The organism is Spongiimicrobium salis (assembly GCF_043678055.1).
In the GTDB taxonomy this organism is placed as follows: domain Bacteria; phylum Bacteroidota; class Bacteroidia; order Flavobacteriales; family Flavobacteriaceae; genus Spongiimicrobium; species Spongiimicrobium salis.
In genome coordinates this window covers 98,986-124,877 of sequence record NZ_JBHEQA010000002.1, presented here as the reverse complement: position 1 = coordinate 124,877, position 25,892 = coordinate 98,986, and the positions used below count along the sequence as shown (strand labels likewise).

Genomic DNA, 25,892 nt, shown 5'->3' with positions numbered 1-25,892 from the left:
TCTCTTTAGTTTTGATTAGCAATAAAATAGGTGGCAGCAGCCGGATCTGCGCTTACCTTGATACTTTGAATGTCTTGTGGATTTAATATTGTAAAAATCGAAGCGTCATAGCGTATGCCATCTACAATAACAATGGTATTTTGATCTCCCCGGATAGTAATTCGAGGGGTTTGTCCTATCCTTTGATTTGAAATACGAATACTGGGCACCTTCGTTATCAGACTACTATAGACATCTTGGATGGAATACCAATGTTCATTTTCAGCTTCTAACTCATATACTTTGAATGCAGGGCCATTTGTTTTCACAGCGACTGGCTGAAGTTTTTTTATTCCGACCTCATTTGGGGGTTCGTTTTTTTCTTCTTGTGCCTGTACCGTATTCCCTAAAAGTATCCATGCGGCAAGTAATAGTATGTTTTTCATGATTTCCTAGTTTTTTATATCGATGTAAAACTAGTCCAATGAAAAAGGGCTTAAAACAAGAAATGAGGGAAGGGTATTTTTGAGTGAGGGAAGTCGCTTACGACAACATTTTCAGGGTATTTGAACGTTGTATTTTACCATTTGAAGTCCGAACAAAATTAGGAAGGCAATAGATTTCCTTGGGTTTTTGAAACTTGTCCAGCGCAGAAATTTTGCTGATTTCATCCATTAATAATGTCTTGTCCAGACTTCCTTCAACGAGCAATACCAGTCGCTGTCCCAAGGAATCATCTGCAAGGCCGGCAACAAAGAAGGGTTGGGAAATATAGGCGGACACTATTTTTTCAATGACTTCGGGCACCAATTTAATTCCTCCTGAATTAATAATATTGTCATAGCGTCCTTTCCATTGAAATTCAGTTTCCGATAGCAAGCTTACCACATCATTGGTAACTACTTTAGCATGGGATATTCGTGGGGCGTCTATAACCAGACAACCTCTTGCATCTATGCCAACCCGTACTGCGGGAAGAGTAGTAAAGGTATCTTTATTTTCATTCGCTTTTTGGTGATTTACTTTCTTGACGGCAATGTGGGTAATGGTTTCTGTCATGCCATAGGTCTCAAAAATAAGGGTGTCCTTTTCTTGTACTTTTTCCCTTAATTCCATGGACATGGGAGCTCCTCCTACAATCAAAGTCTGTATGTAATTGATATTGGAAAGGGCATTTTCCAATTGCAGGGGAATCATTGCAGAAAAATCATAGGGTTTCCGAATATCTAGTTTAGAGGAAGGAGCCACATAATCCATTTCCCATCCTAGGACCAGGGCCCTGACCCACATCATTTTTCCTGCTATAAAACGACTTGGCAGGCAATGCAATGCCGTAGTTCCAGCCTCAAGTCCAAATAACTGCCCTGTAGCCAGTGCAGAATGGACCATCTGTTGCTTCTTTATACGTATGTGTTTGGGCAATGCCGTTGAACCGGAAGTCTGTACATGTATTAAATCGGATCCATCCAACCAATCCAAAAGAAAATCTCCGATTTCCTGTTCGTAAGCTTCTCCTTCTTTAACCAGACTATAGGCTACTTCTTTTAGCTCTTCCCTATTGTAGGAAGTTCCGTTACATTTAAATTTTGGGTGTATTTCTTTATAGCTTTGCGCCATCTTCTTGGTCTAAGAATTCTTCACGACTAAGCACTTTTCCTGTCAGTCGCTCTTTCCAATCGGACCATTTATAGACTTTGGCAAAAATCATGAGCAGTATGGGGAAAATTACCAATACCGGTATTAAAACGTCCCATCCTAAAGTAGGATCGGAGACATCCCTGTAAATAGAGTCGGTTTGAAAAGCAGTCCAATCCGCCGTCAACAAAAGTGCCCCAATAAGGTTATTTGCTGCATGGAATCCCAGCGCCAATTCCAAACCTTTGTCCATTAGGGTCAGTATTCCCAGAAAAAAACCAGTACCGATGTAGTATACCATAATACCATATCCCAATTTACCAACTTCAGGATTTCCCAAATGCATCAGTCCAAATAAAACTGAGGTAATGACCAAAGGCACCCATCTATTTTTGGCCATGATTCCAATACCTTGCATCATGTACCCTCTAAAAAGATATTCCTCAAAACTAGTTTGAAGAGGAACCAATAAAATACCGATCAAGGCCATTGTCAAGAAAGGTATCGGTCTAAAATTAAATACATAATTCTCTGGTGAGAGTACAATGAAGGTCATTGTAATTGCCGCTGTGAGCACTCCCCAGAGTAAAAAAGAAAACCCAATACGTTTCCAATCTATTTTTTGGCGCGATGTAGTCAAAGAGGTAATAGATTGCGAATGCACCAATTTGGTCCATCCCAAAACCACAAACAATCCTGCCGCCAAGGGCAGCAACAAGGTCACAAAAACACCATTTCTCCCTATAAGTTCAATCATTCGTTGCATTTCAACTTCCACATCCATACCAGACATAATGGTGACGATATAGTTAAATACCATAAAGGCAATAAACAGGCCCGGAATGATAAAATACTTCCACACTCCAATATTACCTTTATATCCTTGTTCTACGTACATAGTTCTTTACTTAAATTTTTATTCCAATTTTTTTTGGCATCATAATACAATGCTCCATTTTCAACGGTCAAAGGGCTTTCAATATTGTTTGTATACAAACTTCCGGTTCCCAATCCCTGTGGCATAGGGTTTTCCAAGGTATAGGTCCATTGCGCAATGGCGTTTAAGCCTATATTGCTTTCCAAAGCGCTGGTAATCCACCATTTACATTGTACTTCTTCTGCCATTTTTATCCACTCCATACTTCCCTTAATACCTCCTACCAAACTTGGTTTTAATATCATGTATTGTGGACGTATGGTTTGTAGCAATTCTTGTTTTTTTGTTACAGAAAAAACACCGATCAATTCTTCATCCAAGGCAATGGGCAAGGGCGTTTTTTTACATAGTTCGGCCATAGCGGAAATATTACCCTGACGTATAGGTTGTTCTATGGAATGCAAGTCAAAATCTGCTAAAACCTTTAGTTTTTCCAAAGCATTTTCTGGAGCAAAAGCACCATTGGCATCTACGCGCAATTCAATTTGTTCGGCGGTATATTCTTTTCTAATAGCGGCCAATACCTTTAATTCCGTTTCAAAATTTAAAGCCCCTATCTTCATTTTAATACAGTCAAAGCCCGTCTCCAATTTTTGTTGAATCTGCTCTAACATAAAATTTTCATCCCCCATCCAAATGAGGCCGTTGATGGGAATCACAGCTTCTTTTTCCGTAAAGGAAGAAGGAAATAAAACAAAGGGATCCTTTGAGGCCAAAGATAGAAATGCTTGTTCCAATCCAAATTGAATACTCGGAAATTCCAATAAGGCATTCCAAAGTTTTTCCATTCCCCAATGGATATGATCACAGACCCATTGTAATTTGTGTTCATAATCTGGACGATCATCAACACTCAGACTTCTCAAAACACCACACTCCCCTATTCCAAAACGAGATCCATCCTGTATCCCAATGAACCAGGTTTCTTTTTGCGTCAGAACACCTCTTGATGTGCCGCTTGGCCTTTTAAAATCGAGAATGTATTTTTTATAATTCGCTTTCATTGTTCTAAAATCAAATTTAGTTATATTTTAAGTGATAAAAAGAAAGAAATGAGTAAGATTGACAATAAGGTAGTATGGATTACCGGAGCCTCTTCTGGAATTGGTGAAGCGTTGACCTATGCATTGAGCAAAAGAGGATGCAAACTTATTATTTCTGCACGAAATACGGCACAACTGGAAGAAGTAAAACGCAGAAGTTTTACTCCGGATGCCATTGAAATTGTGCCTTTAGATCTTGCTGAGCACCATGCCATGCCCCAAAAAGTAGATGCTGCCCTTAAAGCTTTTGGTGCTATTGACATTCTTGTCAATAATGCGGGAATTAGTCAACGATCCCTTATCGCCGAAACCACATTTGAGGTCTATAAGAAACTCATGGATATTAATTATTTGGGAACCGTAGCCCTGACCAAAGCCTTACTTCCGCATTTTCAAGAAAGGGCCTCAGGGCATTTTGCCGTGGTCACTAGTGTCATGGGGAAATTTGGATCTCCCTATCGTTCGGGATATTGTGGTGCCAAACATGCCCTTCATGGTTTTTTTGATGTCTTGCGCATGGAACATGAAAAAGACCAAATCCACGTAAGCATGATCTGTCCTGGTTTTGTGCAGACCAATGTGGCAAAAAATGCCTTGACCGCGGATGGAAGCGCACAAAATACAGACGACGAGGCGACTCAAAAAGGAATTACGCCCCATGCACTATCCCAGCGTTTGATCAGGGCCATTGAGCAAAAAAAATTCGAGGTCTATGTCGGTAAAAAAGAAGTGGCGGGTGTTTACTTAAAACGCTTCTTTCCCAAGTTCTTGCACAAGTTTGTTTTGCGCAGTAAGGTGCGTTAATTAAACAGACAATGTTGCTCCTATGTCCAGCAAATGTAGCGTTTTCCCCGCTTCCTTAAACTTTTGTTTTGCTTCCTCATGATCAATTTCTATATATCCAAAAGTATCAAAGTGATAGCCCATAATGGTATTGCACTCCACAAAATCGGAGGCTAATACAGCATCTTCCACCCCCATGGTAAAATTGTCCCCTATAGGCAAAATTGCCAAATCCAATGCCGTCCTCATAGGAATCAACTTCATATCCATACTAAGGGCGGTATCTCCGGCAATATAGATATTTTTACCTGCTATAGAGAGTACAAATCCTCCAGGTTGACCACCATAAGTACCATCGGGAAAAGAGGAGGTATGGATGGCATTCACATACTTCACCCTTCCAAAATCAAAATTCCATTGCCCTCCATGAGCCATGGGATGTACTTGAAATCCTTTCGCCTGATAATGATTTGAAATTTCAAAATTACTTACAATGGTTGCGTTGGATTGTTTTGCAATGGCTTCCACATCCAAGGTATGATCCTGATGCGCATGGGTAACCAAGATATAATCTGCTTGCAATGTTGCTAAATTTATTTTATCCTTAGCCCTTTCGTTTCCACTAATAAAAGGATCTACAATGATTGTTTTAGACGCAGTCTCTATTTTTAGGGACGCATGCCCTAAGAAGGTAATTTTCATAACAGGTGTTTTTGGAATACGAATTTATTTAAAATTGAACCAAAAACGTACTCCTTCGGTGGTTTTATCTACATTTAAGGTAGACTGTAGTTGATTTACCAAGCGATTCATCAGACGTATTCCCATAGATGATTCTGTACGCTCATCTGTATCCTCAGGCAATCCGATACCATTATCTGTGTATTCAAAATACCCCACTTCTTTATTTTTACGAAGGTGCACATAGATCTTTCCATTGGTGTCGTCTTCAGGGAAAGCATATTTAAAGGAATTGGAAACCAATTCATTTAAGATAAGTCCAAATGGAATAGCGCGATCAATGTCCAACTCCACATCTTCGGCATCGATGGTAATATTAATATTATGCCCTCCTTTTTTGAAAACAGATTGTACACTATTGATGAGACTTTCTATATATCCTTGCATTTCAATCACGGACAGGTCATCGTGTTGATAGAGTTTTTGGTGGATCAATGCCATGGCCTTTACCCTACTCTTTCCTTCTTCCAATGCCTGAATAGCTGCTTTACTACGCGTGTTTTTCGTTTGCAAACTCAGCAAACTGGAAACCATTTGCAAGTTGTTCTTTACCCTATGGTGAATCTCTTTCAATAAAGAATCCTTCTCTACCAGAGAAGCTTCTATAAAGTGCTTTTGCTCCGCAATGAGACGCTGATTTTTAATACTTTTTAAATATGCATATACAAGACCTGCAAAGCCTAGCAAGGTAAATATCAATGAAATAAATACCAAGTTGATCCTTTCCTCGTTTTCAACAAGTTCATTCTTGGACTTTTCTATTTCCAGTTGTTGCTCTCCAATTCTTTTCTTGGTATTCTCTAAATCGTATTGCACCAAAACGACATCCAAACGTTGTTGCTTGGTTCTAAAATCACTATCATTTAAGGAATCTTGGATTCTAGCGTTCTTTTTCAGGTAAAAAGTCGCATTTCTAAAATCTGCAATCTTATCATAATAAATAGATAAGAGGGTATTGTATTGCATTCTTTGGGCTACTTTCCCCAAACTGAAAGGCTGATCCAAATACATTTTGGCTTTCTTTAGATTATCGATTTGAAGGTAGCATTCCGCCAATCCCAAGGTACTTTCGATGAGGTCTTTGGAATTGGTATTCTTATTGTTTTTACGGATAATATCTATAGCCTCTTCAAAATATGGGATGGCCTCTTCATATTGGTTCAATTGAACATAGCATTTCCCAAAGTTTCCGGAAATGGCCCCGCTCAACAATTTACTTTTAACCACATCACTTTCCGTTTTATCCGAAGTAACATCGCCCATATAAATCTCTAGAAACCCTCTTGCTTCAACATAATGATCCAGGGCCACAGCAGTAGATTTATCCAGTCTCAAGTAATTTCCAATATCATTGCGATACTTGGCTTGGGCAAACATATCTTTCTCCGTGATATTTTTCTTTTCCGCATTGATATAATTCTTCATAGCTTCCCTATGAAGCCCTAAATTGGAATAGATATCATACAAAACAACATCGTCCGTTAAGCCAGATTGCTGTTTCTCTTCCCGTATCTCAATCTGTTTATCATAGATTTTTATTTCCCCATAGTTGCGATCCATTATGTTAAAGAGCGTAATCTTCTTTAGGGAATCCAACTTGTCCTTTTCCTTATAAAGTTCATTGGCAATAGCAAGACTTCTATCAAATTCTTCCAGGTCGTAATATATCTGGGAGCGCATCAAATCGTAATTCCGAATTCCCAAACTATCCTTTATCTTTCGGGAACTACTTATGTAGACATTGACAGTTTCCAACCAATCGTATCCCGAATTATCGTCATAGCGGTTATCGGTTTCGAAAAAATAGGTAAACTTTTCTTCGGCTTTGTCAATATTTTGGAACTTCTTTAGTTTTGTATCTTCCTCTGGGGTCGTCTGAGCTGTTATGCCAACCGTCAAGGATACAAACAAGAGAAAAAAAAGAATCGGTTTCGTAGGTTGTTTTTTCATGATAGTATAACGAGGTAAAAAAAATCGAATCACTGGTTTATTGAATAATGTAGTATGATGTCATTTACAATTTCGATTACATTATACAATTCTTCCAGGGATGAAATTTCCATTCCTTGATGTATTCCTAGGTGCTAGAGCAGTTGCCGTCATAATTTCATTTTTGGTGTTCATCATTTGATTTGTTGTTTACAGTAAGTGCGTACTAAAATACTGCTTTTCCTTCTCATTGTGCCCTTCACAGTAGGAATTTAGTATTGCCATTTTGATCTTTAAAATCAAAAAGGCTGTGCATGGTTACGCACAGCCTTTTTAATGAACACTATATGAAAATGATAAGATTTGGGTCTTAGCTTTTACACTTCAAATATATCATGTTGAATCCAATGGTCTAGGATATTGTTGTGTAACATCCGAAATATGTTGTGAAAAGAGGCTCATTTCTTCAATGATGTATTTCATCGTTTTTTTTGGGTTTTCAAAGGCCCTTTTTTAACTATAAAATTCATACAAATCTCGAAAAACACCGCAATCAAAGGAAGGTTTGTTTACGAGAAATGGGTCGCATCAAAACACAGTACATCCTATAAACCAGGTGTAAATATCTGTTTATAAGATTCCCTTGGTAATAAATGAAGAAATGTCTTGTAGTTTTTTCTAATTGTTTTTTTAGGAGTTCATTGCAGAAATAATAAACTCTTTGAAATCTTTGGATATCGGAATCAAGGTATTGTTGATCATGATATCCTTAGAATTTATGGCGTCAATATGATCTACATTTACGATATAGGATTTGTGCGCCCTATAAAATTTGTCTTGCGGAAGTTTTTCCAGATAATCCTTTAAAGGAGATCGCACCAAAAATTTCTTATCGATCGTATTTACCTCCAGATATACATTATCTGCCTTGATAAATTGGATATCCCCAAATTGAATCCTATAATACAAATGCTGTTTTTTTACGAAGATGGAATCTTTCAATACAGAATTGGACATTAATTTATCTTCCTGTCCTTCATCACTATGCGTGACCCCTGATTTTTCAGCATAATTAAAATTGGATAGTGCAATTTCTATAGAGGTATACAAATCTTGTTGCTCAAATGGTTTTACCAAATACCCATTGGGTTTCACCATTTTAGCATTTTCAACCGTAGCCCTATCGGAATTGGAGGTAACGAAAATAAAAGGAATATTGTAGTTTTTTCTGATGTGTTTCCCTAAGTCTATTCCTGTCTTGTCCGATGCCAAGATGATATCGATAAGAACTAAATCAACATGTTTCGTTTTTAGAACTTCCTCAGCTTGTTCATAAACGATTACATTATCTACGATTTCATATCCAATCTCTTCCAACATCGATTGCATATCATCTGCAATAATAACATTGTCTTCAACAATAAGGATTTTAATAGGCTGCTCCAAAGTCGGTAGGTTTTAGATGGTTAATTTCAAAATTACAAAAAATTATTATAACTAAAGTAAAACAATATTGCCAATAAAAACGTGCTAAGCGCTAGTTTCTTTAACTCCGGGTCCAATAAAGAAGGACTATCTACTCTAAAAACACGAAGAAAATGAACGAAAATAGGCACAAACGCCAGAAGGCCAATAAAGTGTATCCAATCTGTAAATGTATAGACCATAAAGGTCAATGTACATACGAAAGCGGTAATCAATAATAGATAATGATATTGCTTTCCTTTACGAAACCCCATTTTTACGATCAAGGTATTCTTATTTGATTTTGTGTCGGACTGCCAGTCCCTCAAATTATTTAAATTCAGTACTCCGGTGCTAAGGGCGCCGATGGCAATAGCCGGCAAAATTGAGATTGGCATCAAGGTTTTCATATACAAAAACTGCGTTCCCAAAACTGCTAAAATTCCAAAAAAGGCAAAAACAAAAATATCGCCATAGCCCCTGTAACCGTAAGCCGAAGAACCAACGGTATACCGAATTGCGGCCCAAATACTTAAAAGGCCCAAGGCCAGAAAAATTAATACGTACCAAAAGTTTTCAACCCCAAAAGCGATGTATACCAGGACAATAACCAGCAACATCGTAATACCAATAGAAATGTAAATTCCTTTTTTCAAGGCTTTCCCAGACAACAATCCACTTTGATAGGCTCTTTTAGGTCCAATCCTATCTTCATTGTCCGTGCCTTTAACACCATCTCCATAGTCATTTGCAAAATTGGACGTAATCTGAAAACCAATAGTAGTGCATAGGGCCAGAATCAAAATGGCGACACTGGAATATCCATTGAAATTGGCTAAGGCCGATCCCACTAAAATTCCTGAGATAGAAAGAGGTAAGGTACGTAATCTAGCTGCGTTTATCCACGCTTTAAAAGTCTCCAATTAATGTGATGCTTCTATTTTGATTCGTTTTCCATCCTTGTAGGAAGCCACAAAAGAATCATCGAAGCCCATGGCAACCAATTGTTTTCTAAAAGACTGTGCTTCTTCCAAGGTTTCAAAATTTCCTAAAGAATAGGAATAAAAAGGGTTGGTCTTTACGAACATTGTATTTGTCAGGGCCTCTGAGGCTAAGGTTACATTGTTTTCAATAAAAGACTTCACCTGCACTGAATATACGGTTTCCTTATTCAGGAATTTCTTTGCCAAATAAAATTCGTTGACCAAACTCAATTCTTCATTTTTAAGTTTTAAGTTCCCCATACGTTTGTAAATCGCATCCAAAGAATCCTTTGAGGCCAGTTGAAATGCGGTTTCATCGAATTGATTGGAATTATTACTGGTAAATCCTGCTGCAAATGCCACTACTACGATGGCTCCGATAAGAAATAAGGTTGAAAAAGCTGCAAATATATTGCGTTGAATTTTATGCTTTTTCAATTCCTTGTTTTTGTATTTTATTTGGTCTAAAAGTCGCTCATTGATAATCTGTGCTTTGTCCACATCTTTGTGTAATTCCAGCAAATCGCTTTCTTCTATAAATGGCATATCTTAAAATGATGTTGTTAGGGGTGCTTTAGCTGTAAATGTAAATAAAAAAAAATAACTTTATGAAAAATTAACAACATATGTCAAAAAAATAACGTATGATCTGTTTTAAACTAAAACACAACACTTTCAAAATTATTGTATTACATTAAAAATCAATTTGTTATAACTCATATTTTTCTTGACGTCTTCTTAAATCAAACGTATTCCATTGGGTTCAATAACAATTTTTCTAGCCTTATATAAGGTACCCACTCCTTTTTTAAAGTTCTTTTTACTCATTTGGAGGCGCTCCTTGATCAATTCTGGGTCCGATTTGTCATGTAATGATAAAAACCCATTTTCTTTTTGCAATTCTTCGTAAATCTTTTGGGCCATCGGTTCTAATTTTTTTGTTCCGATAGGTTCTAGGGAAACATCAATTTTTTGATCTTCCCGAATATTTTTGACATAACCTTTTAATTTATCTCCAATAGCAAGAGTTCTAAAAACTTCACTCTTAAAAACCAAGCCTTTATGACTATTGTTAATAATGACCTCCCATCCTAAATCGGTCTTCCTGGTAACGATAAGATCAACCTCATCCCTTTCTTTAAGGGACACCGCTTCTTTATCCAAAAACTTATCGAGCTTATTGGATGCTACTAAACGAAATGTTTCTTCATCCAAATAACAATAGACCACATAGGATTGGCCTTCCTGCATTTTAGATCGTTGCTCCCTAAAGGGCACCAGGAGGTGTTTTTCCAACCCCCAATCCATGAATGCCCCTATCTCATTAACATCAACAACTCTGAGCAAGGCATAGCTATTTCTTAGTATATGCGGTTTTAGCGTCGTGGCTATAGGTCTTTCTTCATAGTCCAGGTAACAAAAAATTTCCAACATTTCCCCAATCTCATAGGTTCTGGGCACGTACTTATTTGGCAATAAAACGTCATGGCCCTCCCCATCGCCTAAAAAGAGTCCTACACTAGTACTTCTAAGTATTTCTAGCGTATTGTATTTTCCCAATGCTATCATGCTGCAAAAATACATTTATTTTTAGTGGACATCACATAAAAAAGCCACTCAATATTGAGTGGCTTTTTTTATGCTATTAATTTGTTCTTTCTAGTTATATACGGATTCCTTTCCAAAATGTTTGGTAAGCAAATAATATACAACCGCTCTGTATTTATTTCTCTCGGACGAACCATACTTCGCAATAACGCTATTAATCCCTTCCATCAACTTTGGACCATCGCTAAGACCCAATTTTTTGATCAAGAAATTATTCTTTACGGTTTCCAATTCTTTTTCATCGGAACCTGAAACTGTAGAAGCATCTCTGTTGTAGATTGATGGGCCACAACCAATCGTTACTTTTGTCAATAAGTCCATGTCTGGCGTTTCCCCAATTTTATTTTTTAAATCAGAGGCATATTTTTCAATCAGTTCATCTCTTTTGCTCATAATTTTAAGTGTTCTTTTTAATTTATAGTTTTTTACACCCCCTAAGATATAAAATCAAAGTAATTAAGCAAAATTTTATTGTTGACTAATCTTGGAGTAAAAATTTCCAGGAGTTTTGCACGTTCCGATTTTTCATAAAAATTGGACTGTACCCTAGTCAATTCTTCATCTTCCCTCACACTGATATACTCCAAATTATACATCTTGCATAATTGTTCTGCGTCCAGATGATGTGTGGTTTCAAAGTAAGTTTCAAAATTTTCGGCTTTTTTATTTGCCGGAAGTATCCTGAAAATACCACCACCACCGTTATTGATCAAGATGACCCTAAAATCTGACCTTATATAGCTATTCCAAAGTCCATTGCTATCGTAAAAAAAACTGAGATCGCCCGTGAGCAATAGTGTGGGTTCCTTATCATAAAGGGATGCGCCTATCGCTGTTGACGTACTCCCATCAATACCGCTGGTTCCCCGATTACAAAAAACACGTATGGAAGACTTTAAATCAAACAATTGCACATAACGCACCGTAGAGCTATTGGCCAATTGTAGTTGGTACTGTTCTGGTATTTTGGCAATGATGTTATGAAACGCCTTCATATCTGAAAATGGAATTTCCGCAATATATTTTACCCGCTCCAGTTCGTAGGCATCGCGCACCCTGTTCCAATAGGTAAAATAATTACTCTCTACCGTTTGTAAAAGACTTAGAAAGCGATTGAAAAAGCTATTAGGGGTTATTTTAAAATGATGGGAAAGACAAAAAAAAGTATCATATGCCTTCTTGGTGTCTATATGCCAATGATGTTTGGGCGCATACAATCGTAAAAAAGCCTTTATCTTTTTAGAAACCAATAATCCACCAAAAGTCAATAAAACATCTGGTTGTAGTTTTTGAAATAGTTCCTCTTTATCGGAAGATTTTTCCAACGGGGCAATGATACTATCAATACTCGGAAAAAAATTGGGATGGTGTAAATTTGATGTTGTCTCTGTCATTACAATAACGGACGGGTCTTCGGCCAGTTCATCTAAAAATTGTTGTTCTACCGTATTTGGATGATTGACTCCAATAAGAACAAGCTTTTTGCTTGCCGTGTTCCAGATATTGGCATAGTCTTCCAAATCTGGTATTTCCACCTGCCCTACTTCTTCTGGGAAAGTAACCACGGGTACCACAGAGGGGGTAGCTATTTGATCGTACAACGGTTCTTCAAAAGGAATATTAACATGAACAGGAGCCCGATCTTCCAGAGCTTTGTTGAATGCTTGATTCAACAAACTGTCATTCTCATTTTGTATTTCATTCTGCAGCTCCTCCAAGGAGAAATCCGCCAAGAGCTCTTTTTGATATCTTTTTATGCGTTCCGTTGCATGTGACACATCTTGTTTCAAATGCACGGAAAGGGCTATATTACGATCAAAGACACCATCTTGTCTTATGGTTTGCCCATCTCCAATATCAATTTTATAGCCGGGGCGATCTGCAGAAAGTATCAGCAAGGGAATATCACTATAAAAAGCTTCCGCAACGGCTGGATAATAGTTTAAAAGGGCACTTCCCGAGGTACATACCAGAGCTACGGGGCTCTGAAGTTGTTGTGCCAGGCCTAAAGCAAAAAAGCCGGCACAGCGTTCATCAACAATACTAAAACACTTGAAAAAAGAATCTTCCGAAAATCCCAAAATCAGCGGCGCATTTCGTGAACCGGGGGAGATAACTATATTCCTTATGCCCTTAACCTTACAATGGTGTACAACGGCTTGGGCCAACGGGATACTAGAGTAGTTCATTGGTACAAAAATACAACGCAAGTCTTTCTAAACCCAAACTATCTTAATTAAAAATAATCTTCAACATGGTCTTGCTTTTTGCAATGGTTTCCTCCCATTCTTTTTCCGCTATAGAAGCCTGGGTAATTCCGCCTCCTACATAGATTGTAGCTTTTCCATTTTTCAATTGCATACAGCGCAAATTCACAAAAAGTTGGCTGTTTTTACTGATCATACCATACGCTTTATGTTCCTGATTTCTTCGAGAAACCGACCTATCCTTGCGTTCCTTAAAATTGAGTTCGCCCAAATAACCAGTATAATACCCTCTTTGGTATCCCTCATTTTCCAGAATGAATTGTTTGGAATCCTTTTTGGGCAATCCACAAATTGCCGGCGTTGGGTGTAACGCATGTATCACAGGGGCAATGCCATTCCCTATTACCGTTCCAGAAATAGCGGTTCGTAAATGCCATAAATTCCCCGCACGCACCGATTCCGTATCGGAAACTTTTAAGTGGGATACCGCATTACATAAAGCATCCGAAATATAGGAAGTAACCAAAGCCTGTTCTTCCAATTCCTTTGTTCCCCACTGCGGTACTTTCCCTTCAGAAAACTCCTTGGTACCCGCCAAAGACATCGTGGTTAAGCGTCGGTTCTTAATTTGAGTCAAGACTTCGGGTGTAGCACCTAACCACAACCCAATTTTTGGGTGATACCATACATAACAGAAGGCCTGCGGGTAGTGATGCAATAAAGCTTCAAATAAATCGATTGCCGACTTGTCACAGGGAATTTCAATTTTTCTGGATAGTACCACCTTTTTAAAATCGCCCTTTGCAATATGGGCAACGGCCTTTTGCACTAAGTCCATGTGCTTTCTTTTTGCTTGCAGCGTTTCCTCTAGCCCATAACTATTAGAGGACTCCTTAGTCTTTCTATTTTCGTATTTTTCCTTAAAAACTTCATCTGGATGCAATAGAATAGGCGGTTGCTTATCATCAAAAGGGGCAAAAACAAAGCCCGTTTCATCAAAAGTATCTACATTATGAACATCGGAATTTTGTTGTACCATTAGGGTAACTTCGTCGGCGCCCGGCTGTCTGTACAATACAAAAGGTAATTCTTTGGCAAACTGTACTCTTGCTTTTTGTAATACTTGGGGAAACATATTATTTTTTTGGCAAGGCAATGGTAGTAAGCTTACATACAGAGATCAAATTTTCTTCCGCGTCCGTTATCTTGATATCCCACAACTGTGTGGTTCTCCCTTTATGGATAATCGTTGCTTTAGCAAACACCTCTCCTTCCCGAATGCTCTTTACATGGTTTGCGGCAATTTCAATTCCTCTGATATAGGATTCTTGCGCATTTAGGAAAATATAGGATGCGGCACTCCCAATACTTTCTGCCAATGCGACCATAGCCCCCCCATGCAATACCCCATCAGGTTGATGCACTCTAGGCGTTACGGGCATTTTACCTATTAAATAGTTTTCACCCACATCAATATATTCTATATTCAAGGTTTCCATTAAGGTTCCTTTGCAGGTATCATTACATATTTTTAGGATTTTTTCTTTAAAATCGTTCATGGAAGTATTTTTTGTAAAATTAAGCATTCCAAGTGCAACAAAAGTCATTACTTTGGAAATTGATTTTAGATATTTTAGCTCATGGAAAAACAGATCACTTACGCTACCTCCAATTCGTACTCCACACGAAATACCTTGCTTCCAACCACCAAAAATGTATGGATCGTTCTGCATGGGATAGGTTATCTGAGTCGGTATTTTCTTCGCTATTTTGATCAACTTCCTCAAGAAGAGAATTATCTTATTGCTCCACAGGCCCCTTCAAAATATTATCTCAACGACACCTATACCCATATTGGAGCCAGCTGGCTGACCAAAGAAAATACAGAAACAGAAATACATAATGTTTTGGAATATCTAGAAGCCGTCCGGAATAACGAGGCCATACCCGAACATTGCAAACTTGTCATCTTTGGGTATTCCCAAGGGGTATCCATAGCCGCTCGCTGGGTTGCGAAGAAAAAATTTAGATGTACACATCTTGTTTTATACTCAGGAAGTATTCCCAATGAACTTGTTCCTGAGGATTTCCTTTTCCTTGAAGAAAACAATACGAAAGTCATTACCGTAGTTGGCGACAAGGATCCATATATCACCAAAGAACGTTATGCCCTTGAAGTAAAAAAAACCAATACGCTATTTAAAGGCGAAGTGCATCATATTACATTCCAAGGAGCCCATGAAGTAAAAAGAGAACTAATACCTACCTTACTACAGTAAAAATATGGTGTAAAAAATCTGATGGAATGAAACAACGTATTGCGCTTTTAAGTTTGGTAGTGGATGAATATGACAAAGCCATTGCTTATTATACCACTAAACTTGGCTTTATCCTCCATGAAGATACTGCATTAGGCGATGGAAAACGATGGGTGGTCATTCGTCCTAAAGGTTCGGAAGGCTCTGGAATTCTATTGGCAAAAGCAAACGATGCCAGGCAAAAAGCTGCCATTGGCAATCAAACAGGCGGTCGTGTATTTCTATTTTTATATACCGATGATTTTTGGGGAGATTATACACAGATGCAGAAAGAGGGCGTTGAATTTTTAGAAAGCCCCAGGGAAGAAGTTTATGGTAGGGTCGTCGTATTTAAAGATCTCTATGGGAATACTTGGGATTTATTGGAACCCAAATAAAACTTTTCCTTAAAAAATCCCATTTCACCTATTCTTCCTCTTCTTCGTAATAGGTAATCCTTCGGGTTACATAACTATTTTCTGGCGTAATGATCTGCTTTATCCAATTTGTACTAAGGCTATCATCAAATTGATGAATGTACTTCTTTTTAGCTGTAGTGTTGCCCGTTTTTATAATAACCTCAGAAATTACATTTTGATCAGTATAGCTAAAACTTTTTGTTTGTTCCGGAGCAAATTGCTTTTTTTCTGTGTCATATCTAAAAGTGACTTCCATAAGTAATTCTTTATTGCCTCCAAACAATTGCTCTTGCGCTTTCAAGGGCTCTCCTTCTAAAAACTCCTTAGTAAGTACAGTACGCTGCTTTTCTCCCCCTTTTTTCTTGACAGACGTACGAATCGATTTTAAGATTACTCCATTGAGGCTATAGGTTTGCGTAGTTTCCCCTTTTAGGTGGCTATAGGTCACTTTAGTTTCATCCAGACCATCGTTATTGTTTCGTTGGATGCTTACAAGACGATCCTGTTCATCATAGACATAGTAGTATTGGTCCAGAAATTCATTGTTATAGGATATGATTTTTTCTGTGATTTTGGTCGTAAGCAGGGTATCTAAACTGTAGCTATTGGCAATAGAGGTGTTTTTGTCAAAAATGCCATCCCTATAACTTTCCAAGCGTTTTTCCAATAAGTATCCATGCTGATACTTATAATAGGTAATGTCATAGTCTGCGTCGCTGTATCGGGTAACAGATTTTGTAAGTAAGCCTTCTTCATTAAAATCAAATTCTTCTTTCCCATAGTCCGTAATTACCAGACAGGTCTTCACTTTGCCCCTGAGGTCAAAATCTTCCAATCCGAAGACCTTGAGTTCTTGGGAAAACAATACGGTTGTATGGGTCAACAACAGTACAAAAGTCCACAAAAAATTGACATCGTAGTTTTTTTCCATAATCCAAAATTACCTTATATTCCTACATTTAAAAAACAAAATTGATGGCAAAAATAAAAAGGAGCGGTAAAACCGCTCCTTTTTTTATATTATGATATAATTATCATTCGATATTATTTCACTTCTTCGAAATCTACATCTTCCACATTATCCCCTTCTGTAGCGCCGGCATCATTGGCTGCCGCTTCTGGGTTTGGTGCTCCACCTTGAGCCTGCTGTGCTTCAGCCTGAGCTTTGTACATTTCTTCAGAAGCTACCTTCCAAGCTTCATTGATTTTCTCTAAAGCGGGAGTAATCACTCCAACATCTTTAGTTTCATAAGCCTTCTTCAGTTCTTCCAAAGCTTCTTCGATAGGTTTCTTTTTCTCATCGGACAACTTATCCCCAAACTCTTTCAATTGTTTTTCGGTCTGGAAAATCATGCCATCTGCTTCATTCAACTTATCTGCTGTTTCTTTGGCTTTTTTATCCGATTCTGCATTAGCTTCCGCTTCCGCCTTCATCTTCTTGATTTCTTCTTCTGTTAATCCAGAAGACGCTTCGATACGGATATCTTGGGATTTATTGGTAGCCTTATCTGTTGCAGAAACTTTAATGATACCATTTGCATCAATATCAAAAGTAACTTCGATTTGAGGTGTTCCACGTTGTGCTGGCGGAATGCCATCCAAATGGAAACGACCAATGGTCTTATTGTCTCCCGCCATAGGACGTTCTCCCTGAAGTACATGGATCTCAACCGATGGTTGATTATCTGCTGCAGTAGAGAAGACCTGTGATTTCTTTGTGGGTATTGTGGTATTGGCCTCGATCAATTTGGTCATTACGTTCCCCATAGTCTCAATTCCTAAGGACAATGGTGTAACATCCAATAATAGAACATCTTTCACATCTCCGGTCAATACACCTCCTTGAATAGCCGCTCCAATGGCCACTACCTCATCTGGGTTCACTCCCTTGGAAGGTTTCTTTCCAAAGAATTTTTCTACGGCTTCCTGTACTGCAGGGATTCTTGTAGAACCACCTACCAGGATGATTTCATCGATATCACTCTTAGAAAGACCTGCTGATTTCAAAGCTGTTTGACAAGGTTCAATGGTACGTTTTACCAAATCCTCGATCAACTGCTCAAACTTAGCTCTAGATAAGGTTCGCACCAAGTGCTTCGGTCCTGTTGCCGTTGCAGTAACATAAGGTAAGTTGATTTCTGTCTGGGCAGAAGAAGACAATTCAATCTTAGCTTTCTCAGCAGCCTCGCGTAAACGCTGTAAGGCCATGGCATCGTCACGAAGATCAATGCTTTCGTCTTTCTTAAATTCTTCGGCCAACCAATCTATAATTTTCTGATCAACATCATCTCCACCTAAGTGCGTATCCCCATCAGTTGACAATACTTCAAAAACACCATCTCCTAATTCCAAGATAGAAACATCATGGGTTCCTCCTCCAAAGTCAAAAACAACGATCTTTTGATCCGTATCCTTCTTGTCCATACCATATGCCAAGGAAGCAGAAGTAGGCTCGTTGATAATACGCTCAACAGTAAGTCCTGCAATTTCTCCAGCTTCTTTTGTCGCTTGCCTTTGTGCATCGTTAAAATAGGCAGGTACCGTAATTACCGCACGGGTAACGTCTTGCCCTAAATAATCTTCTGCCGTTTTCTTCATTTTTTGAAGAATCATTGCAGACAATTCCTGTGGGGTATACAAACGCCCATCTATATCTACTCTTGGAGTATTGTTATCGCCTTTTACCACATTATAAGGAACTCTTTCCGCTTCCTTACTGGATTCCGAAAATTTGTTCCCCATAAAACGCTTTATAGAATAAATAGTTTTATGCGGGTTGGTCACGGCCTGCCTTTTGGCAGGATCTCCAACTTTTATCTCACCACCTTCTACAAAGGCAATAACAGATGGAGTGGTACGTTTTCCTTCCGCATTTGGAATTACAACAGGTTCATTACCCTCCATTACGGACACACAAGAGTTTGTTGTTCCTAAATCTATTCCTATAATTTTACTCATCTTATCTATTTAAATTAATGCTGTATTTTTTGTTCTAGACGATAACTGAAAGACAAACAATATGCCAATACCAAAAAACTGACATGATGTCATAATTCTTAAAATTGAAAGAAAATACGCGCTCAAATCCCGTCTACAAGGTCATATCAACACCCAAAAGTATGACAAAAGGGAATGTCAGGGCATTCTTCAAAACCATTTAGATTTGTTATTTTGCGTTCATTTCAAACAAGAGCTTAGCTATGGGAATATTAAAAGGGCTTTTTGGTCCTTCAAAAAAAGAAATCTGGTCTCAGATCGCCAATGATATTGGCGGGGACTTTATTGAAGGTGGCTTTTGGGATAGGGATAGTCTTCGATATGCCTATGGGGAATGGGAAATTTTACTGGATACCTTTACAGAAAGTACCGGAAATACCTCTACCACCTATACCAGAATACGAGTTCCTTTTATCAATAAGGACCAACTTCGATTTAAAATTTACCGGGAGAACTTTTTTTCTTCCATAGGTAAGTTTTTCGGCATGCAGGATATTCAAATCAATGATGCTTATTTTGACGACCATTATATCATCAAGGGAAATAACGAGCAAAAAATCAAATTTCTATTGCGGGACAATCCGCTTAAAAAAATGATCATAAAACAGCCTAATATCTATCTGGAGATTAGAAACAATGCGGGTTGGTTAGGTCCAAAATTCCCAAAAAAAGTGGATCAAATCTATTTTCAATCTACAGGTGTCATTAAGAAAAAAGAACGCTTATTGGCACTTTTTGAGCTTTTCGGTGCCCTTCTAGATCGGCTAGTAGCTATTGATTCTGCCTATATAGATGATCCAAAAATTAAGTTAAAGTAATACGATATCCCACTCTTATTATTTTGCCCCTATGGCAGGTGTCAACACAATATTACGCAATTCAATGGGTTCATGATCCCCCTGGATCAAAATAGGCCCTGGAGCCGCTTCATCATTATCCAGAGCGCCCCCTGTTATTCCAGGAATGATCTGGTCCACAATAATAGGAACCCCGTTGGCAATAACAGTGACACGTCTACCGATCAAAACAATATCATACGATTGCCATTCACCAGCTTCCTTGGCTACCATTTCATTGGGGCATAAAAAACCATAAACTCCTCCAAACTTGGTAGAAGAAGGGTCTTCGCCTTTGTTATCGGTAATTTGAACTTCGTACCGCCCTCTTAAATAAATGCCGCTATTTCCATTCTTGGAGTACTTAAACTCTACATGCAATTTAAAATCATTAAAGGTTTCTTTGGTATAAATGTTGGTCCCCGATTCGGCACTTTTTAATATCCCATTCTGGACCTTCCATTGATTTTTTCCAGTGCTTTTCCATCCACTAAGGTCTTTCCCATTAAATAAAGTAATGGGATTCCCCCATACGGGTCTTTTGGTATGTTTTAGTTTTGGGGCGCGCACCGCTGTCCAAGAATAGGTTTTTCCATCGGCATAAATCATGGTTCCTGCAAGGCCCTTGGCCGTGATCTTTCCTTTAAAATCCATTTTCCGCCCACCTCGTTCCCATTGCGGGGGTATGGAAAAACGAAATTCGCCTTTTTCATACACCACATTGCCAATAGGCCTGGCGCTCCCAAAGGCATATACAAATCTTCCTACTAGTGTATTCCTCCCGGAATGGGTTACTTCCAACCAGGAAGGAAGCTCTTTCCCTTCTTGGGCAATGGTTAAATTCCAACGCCCCTCCAAATCTTTTTTATCCTGACCATAAACCCCATCTGGAGATACCATCCCTACAAGTAATAGTACCAAAATGGTCAACTTGTATGTATTCCGCATCGTGTTTACTTCTTTAATCATACTCTTATGATTTACATCCCTTTTTTCTTCTGGTATCTACCAAATATATGATTTTCCATTTCCCTTCATCTTTAAACAATTGAAAGGAATTAACCCCACAATGGCTAAAGTTTTCATTCACATAAAATTCATATCCCACCCATGCATTGGCCATAGGGCCATCTACTTTGATATCAAAAGAAGTAAGGCGTTCCTCAAATTTCGTAGTTTCGGGAATGCTGACAATAGAGGCCAAAAACTTATGATAGTCTTCATGAATCACTGCGGGTTTTCCTTCCTTATTTCTTCCAATGGTCTGTAAAACCATATCTTCGGACATCATGGTTTTTAATTGCGTAGAATCCTGTGCATGAAATGCATCAAAGAAGGTAGTCACAGTATTTTGCACCAATTGTTCCTCGGTTTGTGCATTTCCTATGATGCCCATTAAAGAGATTACGATGATCAGCATGTGTTTCATGATATTTGTTTTTTTGATTTCAGGACTAAAATACTATAAAAATCATCCGTAAAGCCAATATTAAAAAATACTCCTTATTTTTATCGCCCAATTAGAAAATTACCACAACATATGTCCGTAGCAAAAAAGGAATACAAGAGAGTTACTGTAAAATCCCTCGTGGATATGAAAAAAAATGGAGAAAAAATCTCTATGCTCACCGCTTATGATTACTCCATGGCCACTGTGGTGGATACGGCCAATGTAGATGTCATTCTTGTTGGAGACTCTGCCAGCAATGTAATGGCGGGACATGAAACCACGCTTCCCATTACGCTTGACCAAATGATCTATCATGCCTCTTCCGTGGTTAGGGCAGTAAAACGCGCTTTGATCGTGGTGGACATCCCTTTTGGAAGTTATCAAAGTGATCCCAAGGAGGCCCTTCGCTCTGCGATACGCATCATGAAAGAAAGTGGAGCTCATGCCATTAAAGTAGAAGGAGGGTCCGAAATTAAAGATTCCGTAAAACGCATTATAAATGCAGGAATCCCTGTAATGGGGCATTTAGGTTTAACCCCCCAATCCATTTACAAATTTGGAACCTATACTGTGAGGGCCAAAGAACAAAAAGAGGCTAAGAAACTTATAGAAGATGCCAAATTATTGGAAAAAATTGGCTGTTTTGGTATTGTGCTGGAAAAAATACCAGCCGCCTTGGCCAAAGAGGTTGCCGAAAACATCAGCATTCCGGTTATTGGGATAGGTGCAGGAAATGGTGTAGACGGACAGGTATTGGTCATACATGACCTTTTGGGCATTACCAAAGAATTCAATCCACGTTTTTTACGGAGGTATATGAATCTTTATGAAGAAATGGGCAAAGCCATTTCACAATATGTAGACGATGTTAAAACTAGGGATTTCCCTAATGATGAGGAGCAATACTAAGTAAAAAAGCATGTCAAAGAAAGCCCTACAACGATTGACCATTATCCTCATTGTACTCTTAAATATTGGTTGTGATCAAATTTCCAAGGATATTGTCCGTAAAAAAGTAGTATCCCACGATTATATCGAAATTCTGAGCGACAATTTTATTTTAACCAATGTAGAAAACACTGGGGCCATGTTAGGGTTTGGGCAAAGCCTCTCGCCCATCTTAAAAATTATTTTTCTGCAGTCATTGCCCATATTGGTGCTTTTGTTTCTCTTATACCGTATTTTAAAGAAACAGAATTTGGATAAATGGATGGTTGTTGCCTTTGCTTTTGTCATTGGTGGCGGCATTGGAAATTTAATTGATCGGGTAGCCTATGGTTCTGTTACTGATTTCTTTCAAATAAAAGTAGGGCCTCTTAAAACAGGGATTTTCAATATGGCTGATGTCTCCGTAACTAGCGGTGCTATTCTAATTTTCATTCTCTTGCTCCGAAACAAAAAATTAGAGTTCTAGTCAGAAAACCATTTTAAAACCCATTTTTTGTCCAATACACCCCATCATACACATTCCAACCCGCAAAATCTTCAGGTACTCTTTGAAGACAATCATTTGATTGTGATCAACAAGCGTCCCGGAGACATTGTTCAAGGAGATAAAACTGGGGATACCCCCTTGAGCGAGGTGGTAAAACAATTCCTAAAAAAGAAATACACCAAACCCGGAAATGTCTACCTCGGTGTGCCCCATAGATTAGATCGCCCTACTTCGGGCATTGTTGTTTTTACGAAAACATCCAAGGCATTACCTAGAATGAATGCGCTTTTTGCGGAGAAAAAAACAAAAAAGATGTACTGGGCGGTCGTCAATAAAAAGCCCGAAAAAAAACAAGATACGCTAACACATTGGTTGAAAAGAAATCCGAAACAAAATAAATCTTACGCCTATCCTAAGGAAGTTCCCGATAGCAAAAAGGCAGTTTTGGAATATCGACTTTTTAAGAGTTTAGATCGCTATTTTGTGCTGGAAATCGATTTAAAAACCGGGAGACACCATCAAATCAGGGCACAGTTATCTGCCCTGGGGTGTTCTATTAAAGGGGATTTAAAATATGGTGCAAACCGGAGTAATTCCGACGGAAGCATACATTTACATGCCCGAAGCCTTAGTTTTATCCACCCCATAAAGAAAGAACTGTTGCACTTTACGGCCCCACCTCCACTGCACGATGCCATCTGGAAAGTTTGTATCTGATCGTTCCCTATTTCAACGATAGGAACGAATACTTTCAATAACTACGGAGCTCAGAATAAGCACTCCGCCTAAAATAGTGAGGAGCGAAGGTATTTCCGATAAAAAAAGGGCCCCAATGATAATCCCATATACGGGCTGCACGCTACTGATAATACTTGCTGTAGTTACCGAAAAGTGCTTAAAGCTATTCAAGAAAATGGTATGTCCTATGGCGGTCGTGAAAAGCGCTAAAGCCAATAAGGCTTCCCACTGACTGCCTATGGCCGTTCCATCCAAGACAAAAAATGACGGAAACAATACGATGCCGATAATACCCACTTGGTAACACATGAGCATAGAGCCGTTGTAATTCGTTACTTTGGTCTTCAAAATTAAATTACGAAGGGCATAAAATAAGGCCGATAGGATACCAATTCCCACCGCCAAGGCATACGAATTGTCCATATCAAAATTCGGCACTAAAAAATAAATTCCGGATAGGACTAAAATCCCCAATAACAAATGTATTCTTTGAAATTTTGTCTTTAGCAAAATGGGCTCCAAAAAAGAAGTCAGCACAGGATAGGTAAATAAAGAAAGCATTCCAATAGCTACATTGGACCATTTTAAGGCATAAAAATAGGTAATCCAATGCAAGCCCATACATATCCCCGTTGCGACAATGGGCCAAATATCTTTTCTAGCAACTTTCAGCGAAATTTTTTTCCATTTGCAATAGAGAAACAATAGTACAAATGCCAAAATGGCCCTACTCGCTATGGTTACCGGCACGGATAATTGAATATACCTGCCCAAAGCACCAGAGGTACTGATAAAGACCATGGCCAGATTAATCTGAAAAAGATGGGCGAGGTGGGTATTTTTGTTTTCCAAAAGCAGGCTTATCTAGTGAGCAACATGGCCTTTTTACGTATGACCTCGGCCACGGGGATATCCTGCAAATGACTTTCTAACCACGAAAGGATATCCAAGTATAAAAATGCTCTTTTCTCATAGGGGTGATTCTCATATTTCTTCAATTCCGTATGAAGTTTTTGAAATTCATCTCGAAGTTCATGCGGATAAATATCCCCTAAATTTCTCAAGAATTTGATCATCTCCTTCTGAACGGCATGCAAGTCGTCCATCTTCAATAAAAATTTGTAGGTACTCTTCAACTGCACTTCCAAATGATAATCCATTCCCGCCTCATAGTGGGCAACCAAGCTTAAAACACGGGCAAAACACATCAAATCTTCCCGCATTTTGAGGTTCTTGTTATTAATAATTTTCTTTAAGTATTGAATACAGGTTTTATTATCCCCAATGCCAAAATAAAGGCAGGCAATCTTATAGTAGAATACCATAATATGGTGTTCGTCTATTCTATTCTTATGCTTGGCAATACCATATTCAATAATACGCACTAGGTATAGCCCTTTTTCAAAAGTGCCCTCCAAGAAATGCAGGTTTAATTTATTGAAGTTGATATACAAAAAGGCGAGGGAGGTAATATTGTCGTTCTTTGGAAATTCTTTGCTGTTAACCATTACCTCCAAGCGTTCCAAAGTCTCTTTGAACTGGGAGCTATATTTTACATAGAACAACGATTCCAAGAGGTAATGATTTCCTTTGAGGAAAAAAACCGGATTTAGGTAGATCATTTTCTTTTGTTCATAAAAAATATCCACCCATTTGCTGGAATATTTATAACAGGACAAAAAATCTTGGGTGAGAAAACTGTACCACAAATGCGCTTTGTACAGCCATAATTTCTCTCGGAATCCCAATTCCTTGATATCGTATTTCGGCAGGTGTTCCTTAAAGTATAACTGCACTTTCTTGTAATCTTCATCACTACGCACATAGCCCACTTTGAGCATAATACCATACAATTGCAGGGAAAGATTAGACAGCTTACTGGTCATGACGTTCTGGGCTGATAACTTTTTTGCTTCCAAGGCCAATTCATCTGCCCTATCCGGAATACTCCGTGTAATGTATTGGGTTTCAATAATTTTCTCCAGCTCTACAATTTCGTAAGCAATATTTTTCTCTTCGTTTTCAACCGCTACTGTCTTTGCTTTTTCTAAAATTTTTAAACTCTGTTTATACAGGCCCTTCTGGTACAGAATTGTGGCAAAATCCAGTTGTTCCCGTATCTGCACCCTAATATTTTGATTTACAGGATTTAAACGTAGGCTTACCAGGATTTGTTTGTATAAATGCGCTTTTAAATTGGATAGTTGTGTTTTCTTCACAATACCACTGGCCAAAATCGTTTTTTCGTCGTATTCCTTTATTTTATCCAGTAGGTTAAACAACGCCAAAAACTTGGCATCGGTATTTACGCCCAAGCGACCTACATAGAGTTTAAACTGTCGCTTTTCAGATTTAGAAAGGGATTTCACCAATACAAATAAGACATCTTTATGGGCATTTGTCATCGTAAA

At 38.4% G+C, this 25,892-nt stretch carries 27 protein-coding genes; 7 read left to right on the top strand and 20 right to left on the bottom strand.

What is annotated here, in order from left to right; translation table 11 throughout:
• Positions 1-5: 5 nt before the first annotated feature.
• The 4 genes from ACEXOE_RS09950 to ACEXOE_RS09935 form a co-directional block, all read right to left on the bottom strand.
• The gene (locus tag ACEXOE_RS09950) at positions 6-425 is read right to left on the bottom strand and encodes a TonB-dependent receptor plug domain-containing protein (RefSeq protein ID WP_394748628.1); all 420 of its coding nucleotides are present in this window, start codon (positions 423-425) and stop codon (positions 6-8) included.
• 97 nt (positions 426-522) lie between these two features.
• Complete coding sequence (locus ACEXOE_RS09945; RefSeq protein WP_394748627.1) at positions 523-1,596, bottom strand: AMP-binding protein; 1,074 nt, start codon at positions 1,594-1,596, stop codon at positions 523-525.
• The gene (locus tag ACEXOE_RS09940) at positions 1,580-2,512 is read right to left on the bottom strand and encodes a CPBP family intramembrane glutamic endopeptidase (RefSeq protein WP_394748626.1); all 933 of its coding nucleotides are present in this window, start codon (positions 2,510-2,512) and stop codon (positions 1,580-1,582) included. The genes ACEXOE_RS09945 and ACEXOE_RS09940 overlap by 17 nt, the downstream gene beginning before the upstream one ends.
• Complete coding sequence (locus ACEXOE_RS09935; RefSeq protein ID WP_394748625.1) at positions 2,503-3,555, bottom strand: o-succinylbenzoate synthase; 1,053 nt, start codon at positions 3,553-3,555, stop codon at positions 2,503-2,505. The genes ACEXOE_RS09940 and ACEXOE_RS09935 overlap by 10 nt, the downstream gene beginning before the upstream one ends.
• A 48-nt stretch (positions 3,556-3,603) precedes the next feature.
• Here ACEXOE_RS09935 and ACEXOE_RS09930 point away from each other — a divergent pair, with 48 nt between their 5' ends.
• Positions 3,604-4,398, top strand: coding sequence for an SDR family oxidoreductase (locus ACEXOE_RS09930; protein ID WP_394748624.1), 795 nt, complete (start codon positions 3,604-3,606; stop codon positions 4,396-4,398).
• Here the strand turns inward: ACEXOE_RS09930 and ACEXOE_RS09925 are convergent, their stop codons facing one another.
• From ACEXOE_RS09925 to ACEXOE_RS09880, 10 genes are all read right to left on the bottom strand, one after another.
• Positions 4,399-5,079, bottom strand: a complete 681-nt coding sequence (locus tag ACEXOE_RS09925; RefSeq protein ID WP_394748623.1) for a metal-dependent hydrolase — start codon at positions 5,077-5,079, stop codon at positions 4,399-4,401.
• Positions 5,080-5,103: 24 nt separating this feature from the next.
• Positions 5,104-7,068, bottom strand: a complete 1,965-nt coding sequence (locus tag ACEXOE_RS09920; RefSeq protein ID WP_394748622.1) for a sensor histidine kinase — start codon at positions 7,066-7,068, stop codon at positions 5,104-5,106.
• Between the two features lie 669 nt (positions 7,069-7,737).
• On the bottom strand, positions 7,738-8,493 hold the full coding sequence (locus tag ACEXOE_RS09915) for a LytR/AlgR family response regulator transcription factor (RefSeq protein ID WP_394748621.1): 756 nt from the start codon (positions 8,491-8,493) through the stop codon (positions 7,738-7,740).
• Between the two features lie 32 nt (positions 8,494-8,525).
• Positions 8,526-9,434 (bottom strand): 1,4-dihydroxy-2-naphthoate octaprenyltransferase, encoded by a 909-nt coding sequence (gene menA, locus ACEXOE_RS09910; protein WP_394748620.1) that lies wholly within the window; start codon positions 9,432-9,434, stop codon positions 8,526-8,528.
• Positions 9,435-10,040, bottom strand: a complete 606-nt coding sequence (locus ACEXOE_RS09905; protein WP_394748618.1) for an SPOR domain-containing protein — start codon at positions 10,038-10,040, stop codon at positions 9,435-9,437. It lies immediately after the preceding gene.
• 192 nt (positions 10,041-10,232) lie between these two features.
• Complete coding sequence (locus ACEXOE_RS09900) at positions 10,233-11,063, bottom strand: CvfB family protein (protein ID WP_394748617.1); 831 nt, start codon at positions 11,061-11,063, stop codon at positions 10,233-10,235.
• 90 nt (positions 11,064-11,153) lie between these two features.
• A complete protein-coding gene (locus ACEXOE_RS09895; RefSeq protein WP_394748616.1) occupies positions 11,154-11,495 on the bottom strand; it encodes a DUF2853 family protein in 342 nt (113 codons plus the stop codon).
• Between the two features lie 41 nt (positions 11,496-11,536).
• The gene (menD, locus tag ACEXOE_RS09890) at positions 11,537-13,291 is read right to left on the bottom strand and encodes a 2-succinyl-5-enolpyruvyl-6-hydroxy-3-cyclohexene-1-carboxylic-acid synthase (protein ID WP_394748615.1); all 1,755 of its coding nucleotides are present in this window, start codon (positions 13,289-13,291) and stop codon (positions 11,537-11,539) included.
• A 43-nt stretch (positions 13,292-13,334) separates the two neighbouring features.
• Positions 13,335-14,444, bottom strand: coding sequence for a chorismate-binding protein (locus tag ACEXOE_RS09885; protein WP_394748614.1), 1,110 nt, complete (start codon positions 14,442-14,444; stop codon positions 13,335-13,337).
• A gap of 1 nt (position 14,445) precedes the next feature.
• The gene (locus ACEXOE_RS09880) at positions 14,446-14,868 is read right to left on the bottom strand and encodes a PaaI family thioesterase (RefSeq protein ID WP_394748613.1); all 423 of its coding nucleotides are present in this window, start codon (positions 14,866-14,868) and stop codon (positions 14,446-14,448) included.
• Positions 14,869-14,949: 81 nt separating this feature from the next.
• On the opposite strand from ACEXOE_RS09880, the gene ACEXOE_RS09875 reads away from it, so the two are divergent.
• Positions 14,950-15,588: an alpha/beta hydrolase gene (locus ACEXOE_RS09875; protein WP_394748612.1), complete on the top strand. Its 639-nt coding sequence runs from the start codon at positions 14,950-14,952 to the stop codon at positions 15,586-15,588.
• A gap of 26 nt (positions 15,589-15,614) precedes the next feature.
• On the top strand, positions 15,615-16,004 hold the full coding sequence (locus tag ACEXOE_RS09870; protein WP_394748611.1) for a VOC family protein: 390 nt from the start codon (positions 15,615-15,617) through the stop codon (positions 16,002-16,004).
• 28 nt (positions 16,005-16,032) lie between these two features.
• On the opposite strand, the gene ACEXOE_RS09865 is transcribed toward ACEXOE_RS09870, so the two are convergent.
• Positions 16,033-16,956, bottom strand: coding sequence for a hypothetical protein (locus tag ACEXOE_RS09865; protein ID WP_394748610.1), 924 nt, complete (start codon positions 16,954-16,956; stop codon positions 16,033-16,035).
• A gap of 113 nt (positions 16,957-17,069) precedes the next feature.
• Entirely contained in the window at positions 17,070-18,983 is a 1,914-nt protein-coding gene (dnaK, locus tag ACEXOE_RS09860) for a molecular chaperone DnaK (protein WP_394748609.1), read from the bottom strand.
• A 242-nt stretch (positions 18,984-19,225) separates the two neighbouring features.
• Here dnaK and ACEXOE_RS09855 point away from each other — a divergent pair, with 242 nt between their 5' ends.
• Complete coding sequence (locus tag ACEXOE_RS09855; protein ID WP_394748608.1) at positions 19,226-19,840, top strand: hypothetical protein; 615 nt, start codon at positions 19,226-19,228, stop codon at positions 19,838-19,840.
• Positions 19,841-19,858: 18 nt separating this feature from the next.
• Here the strand turns inward: ACEXOE_RS09855 and ACEXOE_RS09850 are convergent, their stop codons facing one another.
• Positions 19,859-20,827, bottom strand: a complete 969-nt coding sequence (locus tag ACEXOE_RS09850) for a 3-keto-disaccharide hydrolase (protein ID WP_394748607.1) — start codon at positions 20,825-20,827, stop codon at positions 19,859-19,861.
• A 4-nt stretch (positions 20,828-20,831) separates the two neighbouring features.
• Positions 20,832-21,287, bottom strand: a complete 456-nt coding sequence (locus ACEXOE_RS09845) for a nuclear transport factor 2 family protein (RefSeq protein WP_394748606.1) — start codon at positions 21,285-21,287, stop codon at positions 20,832-20,834.
• Positions 21,288-21,398: 111 nt separating this feature from the next.
• Between ACEXOE_RS09845 and panB the strand changes: the two genes are divergently transcribed.
• The 3 genes from panB to ACEXOE_RS09830 are packed head-to-tail and all read left to right on the top strand — an operon-like array spanning position 21,399 to position 23,460.
• A complete protein-coding gene (panB, locus tag ACEXOE_RS09840; RefSeq protein ID WP_394748605.1) occupies positions 21,399-22,217 on the top strand; it encodes a 3-methyl-2-oxobutanoate hydroxymethyltransferase in 819 nt (272 codons plus the stop codon).
• Positions 22,218-22,227: 10 nt separating this feature from the next.
• Complete coding sequence (gene lspA / locus ACEXOE_RS09835) at positions 22,228-22,722, top strand: signal peptidase II (protein WP_394748604.1); 495 nt, start codon at positions 22,228-22,230, stop codon at positions 22,720-22,722.
• Between the two features lie 27 nt (positions 22,723-22,749).
• Positions 22,750-23,460: an RluA family pseudouridine synthase gene (locus tag ACEXOE_RS09830; protein WP_394748603.1), complete on the top strand. Its 711-nt coding sequence runs from the start codon at positions 22,750-22,752 to the stop codon at positions 23,458-23,460.
• Between the two features lie 12 nt (positions 23,461-23,472).
• Here the strand turns inward: ACEXOE_RS09830 and ACEXOE_RS09825 are convergent, their stop codons facing one another.
• Both ACEXOE_RS09825 and ACEXOE_RS09820 read right to left on the bottom strand, forming a co-directional pair.
• Complete coding sequence (locus tag ACEXOE_RS09825; protein WP_394748602.1) at positions 23,473-24,333, bottom strand: DMT family transporter; 861 nt, start codon at positions 24,331-24,333, stop codon at positions 23,473-23,475.
• 8 nt (positions 24,334-24,341) lie between these two features.
• Positions 24,342-25,886 (bottom strand): hypothetical protein, encoded by a 1,545-nt coding sequence (locus tag ACEXOE_RS09820; protein ID WP_394748601.1) that lies wholly within the window; start codon positions 25,884-25,886, stop codon positions 24,342-24,344.
• Positions 25,887-25,892 lie beyond the last annotated feature (6 nt).

Coding starts and splice junctions, on each gene's coding strand:
- ACEXOE_RS09950 (WP_394748628.1), bottom strand. CDS start 425: ATGAAAAACATACTATTACTTGCCGCATGGATACTTTTAGGGAATACG.
- ACEXOE_RS09945 (WP_394748627.1), bottom strand. CDS start 1,596: ATGGCGCAAAGCTATAAAGAAATACACCCAAAATTTAAATGTAACGGA.
- ACEXOE_RS09940 (WP_394748626.1), bottom strand. CDS start 2,512: ATGTACGTAGAACAAGGATATAAAGGTAATATTGGAGTGTGGAAGTAT.
- ACEXOE_RS09935 (WP_394748625.1), bottom strand. CDS start 3,555: ATGAAAGCGAATTATAAAAAATACATTCTCGATTTTAAAAGGCCAAGC.
- ACEXOE_RS09930 (WP_394748624.1), top strand. CDS start 3,604: ATGAGTAAGATTGACAATAAGGTAGTATGGATTACCGGAGCCTCTTCT.
- ACEXOE_RS09925 (WP_394748623.1), bottom strand. CDS start 5,079: ATGAAAATTACCTTCTTAGGGCATGCGTCCCTAAAAATAGAGACTGCG.
- ACEXOE_RS09920 (WP_394748622.1), bottom strand. CDS start 7,068: ATGAAAAAACAACCTACGAAACCGATTCTTTTTTTTCTCTTGTTTGTA.
- ACEXOE_RS09905 (WP_394748618.1), bottom strand. CDS start 10,040: ATGCCATTTATAGAAGAAAGCGATTTGCTGGAATTACACAAAGATGTG.
- ACEXOE_RS09900 (WP_394748617.1), bottom strand. CDS start 11,063: ATGATAGCATTGGGAAAATACAATACGCTAGAAATACTTAGAAGTACT.
- ACEXOE_RS09895 (WP_394748616.1), bottom strand. CDS start 11,495: ATGAGCAAAAGAGATGAACTGATTGAAAAATATGCCTCTGATTTAAAA.
- menD (WP_394748615.1), bottom strand. CDS start 13,291: ATGAACTACTCTAGTATCCCGTTGGCCCAAGCCGTTGTACACCATTGT.
- ACEXOE_RS09885 (WP_394748614.1), bottom strand. CDS start 14,444: ATGTTTCCCCAAGTATTACAAAAAGCAAGAGTACAGTTTGCCAAAGAA.
- ACEXOE_RS09880 (WP_394748613.1), bottom strand. CDS start 14,868: ATGAACGATTTTAAAGAAAAAATCCTAAAAATATGTAATGATACCTGC.
- ACEXOE_RS09875 (WP_394748612.1), top strand. CDS start 14,950: ATGGAAAAACAGATCACTTACGCTACCTCCAATTCGTACTCCACACGA.
- ACEXOE_RS09870 (WP_394748611.1), top strand. CDS start 15,615: ATGAAACAACGTATTGCGCTTTTAAGTTTGGTAGTGGATGAATATGAC.
- ACEXOE_RS09865 (WP_394748610.1), bottom strand. CDS start 16,956: ATGGAAAAAAACTACGATGTCAATTTTTTGTGGACTTTTGTACTGTTG.
- dnaK (WP_394748609.1), bottom strand. CDS start 18,983: ATGAGTAAAATTATAGGAATAGATTTAGGAACAACAAACTCTTGTGTG.
- ACEXOE_RS09855 (WP_394748608.1), top strand. CDS start 19,226: ATGGGAATATTAAAAGGGCTTTTTGGTCCTTCAAAAAAAGAAATCTGG.
- ACEXOE_RS09850 (WP_394748607.1), bottom strand. CDS start 20,827: ATGATTAAAGAAGTAAACACGATGCGGAATACATACAAGTTGACCATT.
- ACEXOE_RS09845 (WP_394748606.1), bottom strand. CDS start 21,287: ATGAAACACATGCTGATCATCGTAATCTCTTTAATGGGCATCATAGGA.
- panB (WP_394748605.1), top strand. CDS start 21,399: ATGTCCGTAGCAAAAAAGGAATACAAGAGAGTTACTGTAAAATCCCTC.
- lspA (WP_394748604.1), top strand. CDS start 22,228: ATGTCAAAGAAAGCCCTACAACGATTGACCATTATCCTCATTGTACTC.
- ACEXOE_RS09820 (WP_394748601.1), bottom strand. CDS start 25,886: ATGACAAATGCCCATAAAGATGTCTTATTTGTATTGGTGAAATCCCTT.